A 13,064-nucleotide genomic window follows, 5' to 3' on the forward strand; every position below is an offset into this window, starting at 1 on the left:
TTTTGTGCGCTTGTCTGCCGCGGGGCTTGATCGGCTACAGCAGGGCCAAGGCGGCCAGCAACTGGTCGATCTCGGCTGCGGTGGTGGTGATGTGGGTGCACGCCCGCAGGCACGGTGGAGTGTCGAGGCTGCGAATCCACAGCCCCTGCTCACCCAGGTGCTGCACGGTGCGGCCAGCAACACCCGCTCGGCGCAGCCGGAAGCTCACCAGGCCGGCTGGCGGTGGCTCCTGCAGCAGGGTTTCCACCCCTGGCAGCTGCTGCAATCCTCGCCAGAGCAGGCCAGCCAGCTCGCGAATCCGCTCAAGGCGTTGCCCCTCCGTGCCTTCGGCTTCTAGCAGCTGCAGGGATTGATCCAACCCTGCAAACAGGGGGATGCAGGAGGTGGCCACCTCAAAGCGGCGGGCATCGGCGTGGAAGTCGCTGGAGCCATCGCCTTCGTGGCTGAGGCTGCGCCAGCCGATCAGGGTGGGCTGGCCCTGCGCCAGTAGCCGCGCCGAGAGGGCCGTAACGCCGAGGCCCTCGGGGCCGCAACACCACTTGTGGCCGGTGCAGGCGTAGATGTCGGCGGCGGCTGCCGCTTCCGCCACTGGGATCGCCCCCAGGCTCTGCGCAGCGTCAACGAGCAGCCAGGGCTGGTTGGTGTGGCGGTTGAGCTGGGCGGCGACCGCCGCAATCGGCATCCGCTGGCCGGTGTTCCAGAGCAGGTGAGACAGCACCACCAGCCGGGTGCGGGGCGTGAGGGCCGCCGCCAGGCGTTCCTGCACCGTGGTGGCCGCCTGCTCGGGGCTGCCGGTGAGATCGCTCACCGTCAAGGACTCGATCGTCAGCTGGTGCCGCCGGGCCAGCTCCCGGCAGGCGGCCACCACCCCGGGATGCTCGCAATCACTGATCAGCAGGCTCTCTCCCGCCTGCCAGGGCAGGCCCCAGAGCGGCAACACGCATCCGGAGGTGACGTTTTCGGTGAAGGCCAGCCGCTGGGCCGGTACCCCTAGCCACTGGGCGAGCCGCTGGCGCAAGCCGGCAGTGGTGGCTTCGATCGCAGGCCACACGGCCGTGGTGAAGGGGCCAAGCTCCTGAACCGTCTGCCAACTGGCGGTGATCGCCTGCAGCGACGGGGTTGGCAGGGGCCCCTGGCCGCCGTAGTTGAAGTAGGTCTTGTTGGCCAGGGCGGGCATGAGCGCCCGCAAGGCCAGGCCGATCGGTTGGGCCGTCAATCCGGTTGGGTCATCAATGGATCAGAGCACCTGGCCCACCATCACGGCCGCCACGGCCGAAAACAGGGTGATGCCGAGGGCGGTGAGGGGGTTCTGGCCCTGGGCTACCGCCAGGCTGGTGATCAGGCCAGCACCGATGCAGGCCACGGCCAGCTGGCTGGTGAGTTCGCCGCGATCGCGGGGGGCGGGATTGGGCAGCATGGCAGGGATCTCGGCTGGTGGCGACGGTAGGCCGATCGTTTCGGCTCGCCCCGGTTGGGCCCGGTCCTTGTTACCTGGCGTCGGAGTTCGTTACGGGCCGCAATCTGCACCGGCTGGAGCCGGGCTCGCCGGCCGGGCCCGGCCGCTACTGGCCCAGGCCTGCAGGGCCTCGAGCTGCTCCCGGGCGGTGCGCGAGAGGGGAACCACCTGGCTGGCGGCGGCGATCAGGTCGGCCTCGCCAAACTCCCGCTGCTCCGCGAAGGCCAGATGCATGGCCTCGATCACTGTCTGCTCCAGTTCAGCGCCGGAGAAGCCCACGGTGCGGTCCACCAGCACATCCAAGGGGATGGCGTGGGCGGGCCGGCGCCGGCGCAGCTGCAGATCCAGGATGGCCCGGCGCTCGGCGGGGCTGGGCAGATCCAGCAGAAAGATCTCGTCAAAGCGGCCCTTGCGCAGCAGCTCGGCCGGCAGTTTGTCGACGCCGTTGGCGGTGGCCACCACGAACACGGCGCTGGTTTTCTCCGCCATCCAGGTGAGCACCGTGCCCAGCACCCGCTGGCTGGTGCCGCCGTCGCTGCGCGAATCGCCGCCAAAGCCCTTGTCGATCTCATCGATCCAGAGCACGCAGGGGGCCATCGCCTCGGCGCGCTGGATCATGTCGCGGGTGCGGGCCTCCGACGCCCCCACCAGGCCGGCGAACAGGCGCCCCACATCGAGGCGCAGCAGCGGCATGCTCCAGCTGTGGGCGATTGCCTTGGCCGTGAGCGATTTGCCCGTGCCCTGGGGGCCCACCAGCAGCACGCCTCGGGGCAACGGCAGGCCGTAGCGCATCGCCTCCTCGCTGAAGGCCATGTGGCGCTGCTCCAACCAGTGCTTGAGGGCATCAAGGCCGCCGATGTCGGCAGGGGTGGCCTCGCTGGGGCAGTACTCCAGCAGTTCGCTCTTGGCGATTGCCTGGCGTTTCTCCTCCAACACCTCGGCCAGATCCGCCTCCCCCAATTGGCCGCGGCGCGCCAGGGCCCGGGCGGCCAGCTGCCGCACCCGCTGCTCGCTGAGGCCATGGCAGGCGGCGGTGAGTTGGGCGGCCACGGCCGGATCGAGCGGCTGGCCACTGGCGCGGGCGATCGTGTTGAGCAGTTGGCGGATCTCCTCGGCATCCGGCAGGGGCAGATCCAGCAGGGTGATGCTGTCTTCGAGCTCCCGGGGCAGCGCCCAGTCGGGGGCGGTGATCACCAGGGTGCGGGGAGCCTGGCGCAGGCTCGAGGCGAGGTTGCGCAGCCGGCGGCAGACGCCAGCGTCGTCGCAGTAGCGGTGGAAATCGCGCAGCACCAGCAGGGCGCCCTGCTCGGGTGGCAGGGGATCGAGGCAGGCCAGCGCCGCCATCGGGTTGCGGGCCGCTTCACCGCTGCGGTTGGGGGCGCCGCTGAGGCCGTCGATGAAGTCCCAGCGCAGCAGGGTGCGGCTCCCCAGCCGCTGGGCGGCCTGCTCCAGCAGGCTGTCGACCCGTTCCTCTTCGAGGCTGCGGATCCACAGGATCGGCGTGCGGGCGCGGATCAGCAGATCGAGTTGGTCGGCCCAGCTTTCGGTCACGGCGGCAGGCCTAGGAGCGCAGGCCCTGCAGGGCCTGCCAGCGGGGATCGATGCCGGAGGTGTCGCTGGTCCAGGTGGCCGGGCCGGGGCAGTCGCTGCCGCAGTGGTTGACGATCGGCAGCTGCAGGTTGAGCTGCTCGAAGATCCAGTGCTCCGGATCGAAGCTGCCGCGGGGATCGAGCTGCTCCATGACGCCGCCGTCATCGCCCTCGCCCTCCAAGGCCACCGGATCGCTGGTGGCGGTGGCGTGGGTGGTGGCGGGTTCGCCGATCCAGAGCAACTCCCGGCTGCTGGCCCGCAGCGGGTGGTTGAAGTGCTGCAGGCAGCGGTCGCAGCAGAGGGTCACGATCGTGTCCGCTTCGCCTTCCACCTCCAGCACGGTGCCCCGATGGGTGGCGTGCAGCTGGCCCCGCACCGGCGTCAGGCTGTCCAGGCCGGCAATCTGCTGGTTGATCAACCAGTGGCGTCCGGCTTCGAGGTGCTTGAGCTCCTGCAGGGGCACGGGATGCAGGGGCAGGTCGGGCACGCTGGACACGGCAATCGGGGTGCTGCGGGTTACTTCTTGCCTTTCGGTTCGAAGGGCAGGCGGCCGCCACTGGCACTGACGGTGACCGTCTGTTGGGCCATCTGTTGATCAAGGATGGCCTGCAGGTTGTCGGGCAGGGCCTCGCGGCTGAGCAGGAAGGTCTGCAAGGCCTGGAAGATGTTGGCCACCACCATGTAGAGCAGCACCCCGGCCGGCAGCGGGAAGAACAGGAACATGCCGGTGATCATCACCGGGGTGATCTTGTTGGCCGTGGACTGCTGCGGGTTGGCCGGCATGCCCATGCCCGAGAGGATCTGGGAGGCGAACAGGCTGGCGCCGAAGCCCGCCACCAGGATGGCGATATCCCAGTTGACCGCACCATCGGTCATGAAGCCCACCTGGCCCAAAGCCTTGATGAACAGGAAGCCGCTGCGGGCTGCCAGGCCGGGAATCTTGGCCTCCACGGTGGCGTCGCCGGTGGTCAGGGCGGTGATGGTGCCATCGGCGGCCACGCTCACCACGCCCTCACCCTTGGTGACGCTCCAGGTGGGGGTGAAGGCATCGCCGTTGTCGACGCCGCCCAACACCGCAGCGAAGCTCTCGCCGTCCTTGGTGTGCAAGTTCACCTGGGCTGCATCGCCCACGCCGAGCTTGGTGCCGCCCTCAAGGCTGGCGATCACCGGCACATGGCTGGTTTCGGTGATGAAGATGGAATGGCTGGCGCTGTTGAACGGCTTGGGTTCCACCGCCGCGATCTGCTCGGACGGCAGCACCTTGAGGTTGAGGGTGTAGGGCACATCCGCAAACGGTGAGCCCCGCAGGGTGGCAAACAGGGCGAACAGGATCGGCATCTGCACCAGCAGGGGCAGGCAGCCCGCCAGGGGGCTGCCGAACTCCTTCATCAACTGCCCCAGTTCTTCCTGCTGCTTCTGGGGGTTGTTGGCGTATTTGGCCTTGATCTCGGCCTGCCGCTTCTGCATGGCGGGCTGGGCAATCCGCATGCGACGGGCGTTGCGGATCGAACCGGCGCTCAGAGGAAACAGCGCCAGGCGGATCACCACCGTGAGCGCAATGATCGCCAGCCCGTAGCTGGGCACCAATCCATAGAAGAAATCGAGGATCGGGAGCAGCAGGTTGTCGGAGATGTAGCCGATCACGGCAGAGGGGCTCTGGGGGTAGGGGAAGGGAGCGTGGGCTCAGTGTGACTGATGGTCTAGGCGGCCATGCCCTTCGGTGTGGAGCTCTTGGCCTGGCGGCGCTCGTCGATGTAGGTCTCCAGCTCGCGGAACCGGGGCACCGCCCGCATCTCCAGCTTGGAGCCGTCGGTGAGCACCAGCACCATGTCGCCCCAGAGGCCGAAGCCCCTGGGCACGCTGCGCACTTCGCGGATCTGGCTGTACACCACCTGGGTGCGGTCGCGGCCCAGCCAGCCGCCATTCACTTCGATGCGGCGGCTGGTGATCCGGAAACGCAGCCACAGGGCTCGCACAATCGCGCCCACGGCGAAGGGGATGCCGATCAGCGTGAGCCCCAGGAGCAGGTTGAACACCAGATCTCCCTTGGCAGGGCCGCCCTCGTAGAACACGGTTTCCTGGATGGTGGCGCCGGTGCCTGTGCTCATGGCGTCAGACCTGCTTGATGAAGGAGTTGGCTGCATTCTCCCAGCAGGGCCTCTGGGGTGAGATCAGCGCTGCCCGGTTTGAGGCTCAGCAGTAGCCACAGGCAGCGTTCGGAGACCGTGGGTGGCTGGGCCAGCAAATGGGCGTGGAGCAGGCGGCGCAGGCGGTTGCGGCGCACGGCCCGCTTGTGCACCTTGCTGCTGACCACCACGCCACAACGCCAGGGGCTGGGCGGGCAGGTTTGCTGCTCGACGGGAAGCAACTGGGGCTGGGCCTCCAGCATCCGGAGCACCAAAAAAGGGCCGTGGAAGCGACGGCCCTTTTGATACACCCGGTCAAACACCCGTTGCCCCTTCAGCCGGTGGCGCTGGGGCAGGGCCAAGGGCCTTAAACGGCGAGGCGGGCCCGGCCGCGGCGGCGGCGGGTGCGGATCACGCGACGGCCGGTGTGGGTGCGCATGCGCACGCGGAAGCCAGATACACGCTTGCGCTTACGGCTTGTTCCTTCCAGGGTGCGCTTGGTCATGACTGGCTGCTCGCTGCGCTCGTCGCGTCGGTAGTGGGCGTTGGAGCCAACCTATCAGGCGGGCTAAGCGGGAGGCGGGCTCAGTTGTTGGGCGGATCGATCTGGATCAGCCAACTGCCCAGGTAGCCGGCCATCGGCACGTCGCCGGGGGCCTGGGCCAGGGCATTGAACTGATACATGCCGATGTTGAACGGGTTGAAGATGTTCATATACACCCCAATCGTGCCGGTGTCGGGTACGGGGGTGTCGGGGAAGATCTCGATGGCCCTGCCGTTCTCGGCGATCTCAATGGTGGCCGGGATCGTTTCCTGGCACTTGGTGCGCGACATCATCCCGCCCTCACTCATCTTGCAGAGCTTGACCCGCTTGGGATCGATCTTGGCGTCGAAGTAGCTGGGGATGGTGATGCTCAGCTTGAGGATGGCGGTCTTGCGATCCTTCGGTTTGAGGATCAGGTAATACTCCGAGCGCTTCAGGCGCTGGGTATCGGTCATGAAGAAATAGAGCTTGCGGTAGTCCTTGGTGTTGTCCCAGCGGAACTCCATCAGGCTCGGTGTGCCCTGGGCCAGCACCGCTGCGGGCTGAGCGCTGAGGGCAACGGCGCCGGCGCCGGCCAGGGCGGCAAGGCTCAGCAGGGGGCGGAGGGAAGGGAAACCCATCAGGGCAGTACCGATCAAGACAACAATTCTCTTCAGCCGGCAGCGACCCCGGTGGCCGTGGTGGCCGGACCCACAGGTGGCGGGATCAGTGTTGGGCCCGGTCGGGGCGCAGGCGGGCCGCCTCCCGCAGGTAGGGGTGCACAGGCACCCGCTCCGGGTGCAGCCAGGCATGGGCTAGCAGCCGGATGCAGCGGGGCAGATCGCCCGCCACCGCCATCTGCTGGCAATCGAGCAGGGCCACCTGCTCCCAGCCGGTCTGGCGCCGGGCGATGGCGGCCGGGAAGCAGGCATCGAGGTCGTGGGTCACCGAAAAGGTGACCGACACCAATTGCTCTCCCTCCAGGCCGTTGCGCGCCACCAGAGCATCCACGAGTTCGGCCACCGCCAGCTGGATCGCCTCGGTGGTGTTGGCGTCGGCAGTGGTGGCCCCGCGCAGGGCCCGTAGGACAAACCCCTGACTCATGGCCGGTAGAGCCACAGGGGTTGGCCGCTCCAGGCCAGCTCGAGGCTGAGGGCCGCCAGCAGGCCCCGCAGCTGGCTGCGCCCGGGAATCAGGCCACCAAAGCGCTTCGGCGGGCTGCCGAAGGTGATCGGGCGGGTTTTCTCCGGGTCGAGCTCCGCCAGCTCCACCGCCAGCCGCCGTGCCGTCTCCTCGTCGCCGAGCACATCCACCAAGCCCAGCTCCTTGCCCTGGGCACCACTGAACACCCGGCCATCGGCAAAGCCGCGCACCGCCTCCTGGCTGAGCCCCCGTCCCGTGGCCACCGCTTCGACGAACTGGTCGTAGCTGGAATCAATCAGGCTTTGCAGCAGCTCCCGTTCGCCGTGGGTGAGGGCGCGATCGGGGGACAGGATGTCTTTGTAGAGGCCGCTCTTAACGGTTTCGAAGCTCACCCCCACCCGCTCCAGCAGCTTGGAGAGGTTGTTGCCCCGCAGGATCACGCCGATCGAGCCGGTGATCGTGCCGGGGTTGGCCACGATTTGCTCGGCGGCCACGCCGATGTACACCCCGCCTGAGGCGGAGATGTTGCCGAAGCTGGCCACCACCCGGCAGCCCTTCTCCCGCAGGCGCAACAGGGCGCTGTGGATCTCTTGGCTGTCGCCCACGGTGCCACCGGGGCTGTCGATGCGCAGCAGCAGGGCGGGACATTCCCGCTGCTCCACCTGACGGAGAGCCTTGAGCACCCGCTGGCGGGTGGGGCCGGCAATTGGGCCCTCGATGGCGATGCGCGCCAGGGTGCGACGGGTCTTACGGCGCCAGGGCCAGGGCATCGCGGCGGTGTGAAGTGGTTGGATCTTAAAAAGAAAGCCTTCACCGGCCCGGAAGCACCATGCCCCAGGCCCTGCGTTGGCCCCTGATGCTGCTGCCCTTTGCGCTTTGGGGCACGGCCATGGCGGCGATGCGGCCCCTGCTGGAGGGCGGCACCCCCCTGCAGGTGGCCAGCCTGCGCCTGCTGCCCGCCGGTGCCCTGGTGCTGCTGGCCGCGGTGCTGCTGGGCCGCCCCCTGCGCATTGCCGCCGCCGACTGGCCCTGGCTGCTCGCCTTCGCCCTGGTGGACGGCAGTTTGTTTCAGGGCTTGTTGGCCCAGGGGCTCGGTCAGACCGGCGCGGGCCTGGGGTCGGTGCTGATCGACTCCCAGCCCCTGCTGGTTGCCCTGCTGGCCCGCAGCCTGTTTGGCGAAGCGATCAACCCGGTGGGCTGGGTGGGCCTGCTGGTGGGCCTGCTAGGGATTTGTTGCCTCGGCCTGCCGGCGCCGGTGCTGCGCCACTGGTGGCTGGATGGTCCAGCCGCCCTGGGGGAGCGGGCCTGGAGCCATGGGGAGTTGTGGATGCTGGCGGCGGCGGCCGCCATGGCCCTGGGCACGGTGCTGAGCCGCTATGCCAGCCGCGAGAGTGATCCGGTGGCGATCACTGGTTGGCATTTGCTGCTGGGCGGGATTCCCCTGCTCGGCGGCGTTGCCTTTCAAGGGCCGCTGCTGCCGGCCTGGAGCCCGACCGACTGGGGCCTGATGGCCTACGCCACCGTGTTGGGCAGTGCTTTGGCCTACGGGTTGTTTTTCTGGTTTGCCAGCAGCGGTGATCTCACCGGCTTCACGGCCCTCACCTTCTTAACGCCGGTGTTTGCCCTGCTCTGTGGCGTGCTGCTGCTGGATGAGCAGTTGCGGCCGCTGCAGTGGCTGGGGGCGGTGCTGGCCCTGGCCTCGGTGCTGTTGATCAACCGGCGCCAGCAGCTCTGGCAGGGCACGCCCCTTTTGGAGCAGCCCTGATGCGGATCCTGGTGGTGAGCACCCCGGTGGGGGCCCTGGGCAGCGGCCGTGGCGGCGGTGTGGAGCTCACCCTGGTCAGCCTGGTGGCGGGGCTGCTGGAGCGGGGCCACCGGCTCACGGTGCTGGCGGCGGAGGGCTCGGAGTTGCCCCCCGCCTGCGCCACCGCCGCGCTGTGGACCTGCAGCGGCAGCTCCCAGCCCAGTGCCCAGCATCAAGAGCGCGACGCCCCGATCACCATGCCTGCCGATGGCCTGCTGCCCCGCTTTTGGCGCCGGGTGCTGGCCGAGGCGCCGGCGGCGGGATTCGATGCGGCGCTCAACCTGGCCTACGACTGGTTGCCGTTCTGGCTCACCCCGACGGCGCCGCTGCCGATCTTTCACCTGGTGAGCATGGGCTCGGTGAGTCGGGCCATGGATGCGGTGATCGCCGAGATCGCCGCCTGGGATCAGCACCGCCTCGCCTTTCACACCCAAGCCCAGGCCGCCGATTTCGCCCTGCCTGCCGCGCCGGTGCTGGTGGGCAATGGTTTCGATCTCAGTGCCTATGGGTTTTGCGCCGAGCCCGAGGCGCTGCTGGGCTGGGCTGGGCGGGTGGCCCCGGAGAAGGGACTGGAGGATGCGGCGGCGGCGGCGGCGCAGCTGGGCTTGCCCCTGGCGGTGTGGGGCCTGGTGGAGGATGAGGCCTACGCGGCGGCGGTGGAGGCCTCGGTGCCGGCCGGCACGCTGCAGTGGCGCGGGTTCCTGCCCACGGCCCAGCTGCAGGCCGAGCTGGGCTGTTGCCGGGCCCTGCTCAACACGCCCAAGTGGAACGAGGCCTACGGCAACGTGGTGGTGGAGGCGATGGCCTGCGGGGTACCCGTGGTGGCCTACCGACGCGGCGGGCCCGGGGAGTTGGTGCAGCCGGGGGTGAATGGGTTGTTGGTGGAGCCCGACAACGTGGTGGCCTTGGCAGCGGCGGCGGCTGAGGTGGGCGCGATCGATCGGCGCGCCTGCCGGCAGTGGGTGGAGGCCCATGCCTCGCGCGCGGTGCTGGCCGAGCGGGTGGAGGCGTGGTTGCTGCAGGGCCTGGTTGCTGCGGGGCCTGGCTGATGGACGCAGTCGAGTTGGGTGCTGTTTTGCGTTTTTGCGTTTGTGAAACGGTTTGTTCAACGCACGCTGGGGCCCCGATTGCCATTCCTCATCCCGGTTTGCAGGCGCCAGCGGCCGGGGTCTGGCGCAATCGGGGGAGATAGGTTCAAACCCCTTGCCTTGGCCGGATGGCCCTGCTGCCGCCCGTCGCCCCGCATCGGCGCCGCCAGGTGCTTTGGCTCACGGCCGCTGCAGCCCTGGTGCTGTTGGTGTGGCGCCTCGGCAGCACCGGCCTGGTGGATGAAACGCCGCCCCTGTTTGCCGCTTCGGCCCGGGCGATGGCCGAGACCGGCGATTGGCTGATTCCCCGCGTCAACGGCCTGCCCCGCTACGACAAGCCGCCGCTGATCTACTGGGCCATGGGGGTGCTCTATGCCCTGCCCGGCCAGGAGCTGTGGAACCCCCTGGGCACCTGGGCGGCGCGGCTGCCCTCGGCCCTGGCCTGCGGGGCGGTGATGCTGGCCCTGGCCGACACCCTGCTGCGCTGGCCCCAGCGCCAGCAGCGCCCGGCCTTGACGGCGTTCACCGCAGCTCTGGCCTTTGGACTGTCGCCGTTGGTGCTGCTCTGGGGCCGCATTGCCGTCAGCGATGCCCTGTTTTCCGGGCTGCTGGCCGGCAGCCTGCTGCTCAGCTGGAGGGCCTACGCAGCCCCAGCCCGTGGCGCTCGCTGGTGGGGAGCCTGGTGGCAGCCCTGGTTGCTGCTGGGCCTGGCGGTGCTGGCCAAGGGGCCGGTGGCGGTGCTGCTGCTGGGTTTGACCCTGCTGCTGTTTGGCCTGCTGCAGGCGGATCTCCCGGGTCTCTGGCGGCGGTTGCGGCCCCTGCCGGGGCTGGTGATCACGGCGACGGTGGCCCTGCCCTGGTATGGCGCGGCGCTGCTGGTGGAAGGCGAGCCCTTCTGGCGCAGCTTTTTCGGTTACCACAACCTGCAGCGCTTCACGGCGGTGGTGAACAACCACCAGCAGCCCTGGTGGTTTTTCGGCGTGGTTCTGGTGATCGCCAGCCTGCCGCTCACGCCGCTGCTGCTGGCGGGTTTGGTCCAGGGGTTTGGCCCATTGAGGTGGCGGGGAGTGCAGGGCTGGAGGAGGCCCGCCGACCCCTTGGCCCCGGAGCTTTCCCTGCAGCGCTTCGCCGCCTGTTGGCTGGTGGCCGTGCTGCTGTTTTTCACCGTCGCCGCCACCAAATTGCCTAGCTATTGGCTGCCGGCCACCCCGGCGGCGGGCCTGCTGGTGGCCCTGGCGGCCCAGCGGGGGTTGGGCTGGCCCTGGCGGCTCAGCTTGGTGGTGACCGCGGTGATGGCGGCTGGTTGGCTGGCCTCCCCCCTGTGGGTGCCGCTGATCGTCGCCCCGGAGATGCCCGGCCTGGTGCCAGAGCTGCTGGCGGGCCGCTGGTTGCTCCTGGGCGGACTGCTTTATGCCGCTGCCGTGGGGTTGGGCCTCGCCCTGGGCCGGCACGGAGGGGCTGTTGCCTTGCTGGGGTTACAGCTTCCGCTGCTGGCGTTTGTGCCACTGGTGCTCCAGCCCGCCTGGGAATTGGGCGATCGCCTGCGGGGCCAGCCGGTGCGCCAGATGGCGGTGGCGCTGGGGCGGCAGGCCCGCCCCGCCGAACCGGTGGCGATGGTGGGCATGCTCAAGCCCTCGCTGCACTACTACAGCCGCCGGGTGGTGATCTACGAGGGGGCCGAGCCCCACAATCTCGTCAACCTGGCTGATCGCCTGCGGCGCGAGAGCCGCCCGGGCCAGCCCGCCAGCCGGCCTGATCAGCAGCCCAGCGTGCTGGTGGTGATCGATGCCGCCACCGCGGAGCAGTTCCACTGGCAGGGCCTCAATCCCCAGCTGCTGGAGCGTCGCGGCATCTACAACCTCTGGCGCCTGGATCGCCGCCGGCTGGAGCAGCGGGCCGGGCAGTTGTGGCGCCAGGGTGTGCCGGCCGACTGGAGCGACCCCCGGCCCGAGCGCTACTGAGCTTGAGCCAGTTGCTTTTGTCGGCAGAAACTGCAGTGGCCCCAGCGGGCCATCTCGCCGGCCGGCGCCGGACTGGCGCAGCATGGGCAGGTGGCCATGCCATGCACGTCCACCCGGCTGGGGTGGGCGGCCCACACCTCCGCTTCCTGCAGGCCGCCCGGAGGAACGGCGGCACTGGGGTGGTGCTGCTCCAGGCGCAGGTCGCGCACGGTGAAGCCCTGGGCGCGTAAGGCCCCCAGCAGCTGGTGGCGGTTGTATTGCAGGGCCTGCAGCCAGGGGCCGGGGGCTGCCCCCACGGTGAGCAAGCCGCTGTGCAGCCGCAGGGGCCTGCAATGGGGCGCCAGCTGGGCACCGGCGATGCGCGGCCAGGCCTGCCACAGGGCCGCCAGATGGCCGCCCTGCTGCCAGCGCTGCTCCAGCTCCCGCAAACAACTGGCCAGGCCGCTGGCGGGCGGCCGCGGCGCTGGCACCAGCAGGCTCAGGTTGCCGATCTGGCGGGTTTGCTGACGGGAGGCCTTGGCCATGGGCCGAGGTTATCGGGGTGCGGCAATCCCGCTGGTGAACTGCAGCCGGGCCTGGCTACCCTCAGGCCTCGCCCCCGCCGACTCCGATGGGCTTTTTCGATCGCCTCAGCCGCCTGATCCGTTCCAACGCCAATGCGGTTGTCGGAGCCATGGAAGATCCCGCCAAGATTCTCGACCAGTCGGTGGCCGACATGCAGTCGGACCTGGTGAAGCTGCGCCAGGCGGTGGCCACGGCCATCGCCAGCCAGAAGCGCATTCAAAACCAGGCCGAGCAGGCTGAAGCCCAGGCCAAAACTTGGTATGAACGGGCCGAGCTGGCTCTCCAGAAGGGCGAGGAAGACCTGGCCCGCGAGGCCCTCGGGCGGCGCAAAACCTGCCAGGACACCGCCACGGCCCTGAACACCCAGCTGCAGAGCCAGGCGGGTCAGGTGGAGCAGCTCAAGAAGAGCCTGGTGGCTCTGGAAAGCAAGATCGCCGAGGCCAAAACCAAAAAGGACATGCTCAAGGCCCGGGCCCAGGCGGCCCAGGCCCAGGAGCAGCTGCAGAGCGCCGTGGGCAATCTCGGCACCAACAGCTCCATGGCCGCCTTCGAGCGCATGGAGGAAAAGGTGCAGACCCTGGAGGCCCGCAGCCAGGCGGCTGCCGAGCTGGCGGGCGCCGATCTCGAAAGCCAGTTTGCGGCTCTGGAAGGGGCGCCCGAGGTGGATGACGAGCTGGCTGCGATGAAGAACCGCTTGGCTGGTGGCGTGGCCGCGCCGCAACTGGAGCCCGTCAAGGTGAGTGAGGTGGATCCGGAGCTCGAGGAGCTCAAGCGCTCGATCGACAAACTCTGAGGTTCCGTCTGGGAGG

16 protein-coding genes are annotated in these 13,064 nt (G+C 69.2%); 4 read left to right on the forward strand and 12 right to left on the reverse strand.

Annotated elements, in window-relative coordinates; translation table 11 throughout:
* Positions 1 to 34: 34 nt before the first annotated feature.
* The 11 genes from KBY57_RS04785 to sppA form a co-directional block, all read right to left on the reverse strand.
* Complete coding sequence (locus tag KBY57_RS04785; RefSeq protein ID WP_254994868.1) at positions 35 to 1,177, reverse strand: aminotransferase class V-fold PLP-dependent enzyme; 1,143 nt, start codon at positions 1,175 to 1,177, stop codon at positions 35 to 37.
* 60 nt (positions 1,178 to 1,237) lie between these two features.
* Positions 1,238 to 1,417, reverse strand: a complete 180-nt coding sequence (locus tag KBY57_RS04790; protein WP_094559691.1) for a hypothetical protein — start codon at positions 1,415 to 1,417, stop codon at positions 1,238 to 1,240.
* A gap of 90 nt (positions 1,418 to 1,507) precedes the next feature.
* Positions 1,508 to 3,007, reverse strand: a complete 1,500-nt coding sequence (locus KBY57_RS04795; protein WP_254994743.1) for an AAA family ATPase — start codon at positions 3,005 to 3,007, stop codon at positions 1,508 to 1,510.
* A gap of 10 nt (positions 3,008 to 3,017) precedes the next feature.
* Positions 3,018 to 3,542, reverse strand: coding sequence for a YceD family protein (locus KBY57_RS04800; protein ID WP_254994745.1), 525 nt, complete (start codon positions 3,540 to 3,542; stop codon positions 3,018 to 3,020).
* A gap of 20 nt (positions 3,543 to 3,562) precedes the next feature.
* Complete coding sequence (yidC, locus tag KBY57_RS04805; protein ID WP_254994747.1) at positions 3,563 to 4,690, reverse strand: membrane protein insertase YidC; 1,128 nt, start codon at positions 4,688 to 4,690, stop codon at positions 3,563 to 3,565.
* 56 nt (positions 4,691 to 4,746) lie between these two features.
* Positions 4,747 to 5,154 (reverse strand): PH domain-containing protein, encoded by a 408-nt coding sequence (locus KBY57_RS04810; protein ID WP_254994748.1) that lies wholly within the window; start codon positions 5,152 to 5,154, stop codon positions 4,747 to 4,749.
* Positions 5,151 to 5,534: a ribonuclease P protein component gene (rnpA, locus tag KBY57_RS04815; RefSeq protein ID WP_254994749.1), complete on the reverse strand. Its 384-nt coding sequence runs from the start codon at positions 5,532 to 5,534 to the stop codon at positions 5,151 to 5,153. The genes KBY57_RS04810 and rnpA overlap by 4 nt, the downstream gene beginning before the upstream one ends.
* Positions 5,535 to 5,539: 5 nt before the next feature.
* Positions 5,540 to 5,677, reverse strand: a complete 138-nt coding sequence (gene rpmH, locus KBY57_RS04820) for a 50S ribosomal protein L34 (RefSeq protein WP_015108935.1) — start codon at positions 5,675 to 5,677, stop codon at positions 5,540 to 5,542.
* 80 nt (positions 5,678 to 5,757) lie between these two features.
* The gene (locus tag KBY57_RS04825; RefSeq protein WP_254994750.1) at positions 5,758 to 6,336 is read right to left on the reverse strand and encodes a DUF2808 domain-containing protein; all 579 of its coding nucleotides are present in this window, start codon (positions 6,334 to 6,336) and stop codon (positions 5,758 to 5,760) included.
* An 85-nt stretch (positions 6,337 to 6,421) separates the two neighbouring features.
* The gene (gene aroH / locus KBY57_RS04830; RefSeq protein WP_254994751.1) at positions 6,422 to 6,799 is read right to left on the reverse strand and encodes a chorismate mutase; all 378 of its coding nucleotides are present in this window, start codon (positions 6,797 to 6,799) and stop codon (positions 6,422 to 6,424) included.
* Positions 6,796 to 7,608: a signal peptide peptidase SppA gene (sppA, locus tag KBY57_RS04835; protein ID WP_254994752.1), complete on the reverse strand. Its 813-nt coding sequence runs from the start codon at positions 7,606 to 7,608 to the stop codon at positions 6,796 to 6,798. Before sppA ends, aroH begins: the two co-directional genes overlap by 4 nt.
* 59 nt (positions 7,609 to 7,667) lie before the next feature.
* On the opposite strand from sppA, the gene KBY57_RS04840 reads away from it, so the two are divergent.
* From KBY57_RS04840 to KBY57_RS04850, 3 genes are all read left to right on the forward strand, one after another.
* A complete protein-coding gene (locus KBY57_RS04840; protein ID WP_254994753.1) occupies positions 7,668 to 8,603 on the forward strand; it encodes a DMT family transporter in 936 nt (311 codons plus the stop codon).
* Positions 8,603 to 9,691: a glycosyltransferase gene (locus KBY57_RS04845; RefSeq protein ID WP_254994754.1), complete on the forward strand. Its 1,089-nt coding sequence runs from the start codon at positions 8,603 to 8,605 to the stop codon at positions 9,689 to 9,691. Before KBY57_RS04840 ends, KBY57_RS04845 begins: the two co-directional genes overlap by 1 nt.
* A 167-nt stretch (positions 9,692 to 9,858) precedes the next feature.
* Complete coding sequence (locus tag KBY57_RS04850) at positions 9,859 to 11,691, forward strand: ArnT family glycosyltransferase (RefSeq protein ID WP_254994755.1); 1,833 nt, start codon at positions 9,859 to 9,861, stop codon at positions 11,689 to 11,691.
* Here KBY57_RS04850 and KBY57_RS04855 read toward each other — a convergent pair.
* Positions 11,685 to 12,215: a DUF721 domain-containing protein gene (locus tag KBY57_RS04855; protein WP_254994756.1), complete on the reverse strand. Its 531-nt coding sequence runs from the start codon at positions 12,213 to 12,215 to the stop codon at positions 11,685 to 11,687. The two genes, KBY57_RS04850 and KBY57_RS04855, sit on opposite strands and share 7 nt — an antisense overlap.
* Before the next feature lie 86 nt (positions 12,216 to 12,301).
* On the opposite strand from KBY57_RS04855, the gene KBY57_RS04860 reads away from it, so the two are divergent.
* The gene (locus KBY57_RS04860) at positions 12,302 to 13,048 is read left to right on the forward strand and encodes a PspA/IM30 family protein (RefSeq protein ID WP_254994757.1); all 747 of its coding nucleotides are present in this window, start codon (positions 12,302 to 12,304) and stop codon (positions 13,046 to 13,048) included.
* Positions 13,049 to 13,064: the final 16 nt, after the last annotated feature.

Origin of the sequence: Cyanobium sp. Aljojuca 7D2 (assembly GCF_024346415.1) — a bacterium.
GTDB lineage: Bacteria > Cyanobacteriota > Cyanobacteriia > PCC-6307 > Cyanobiaceae > Cyanobium_A.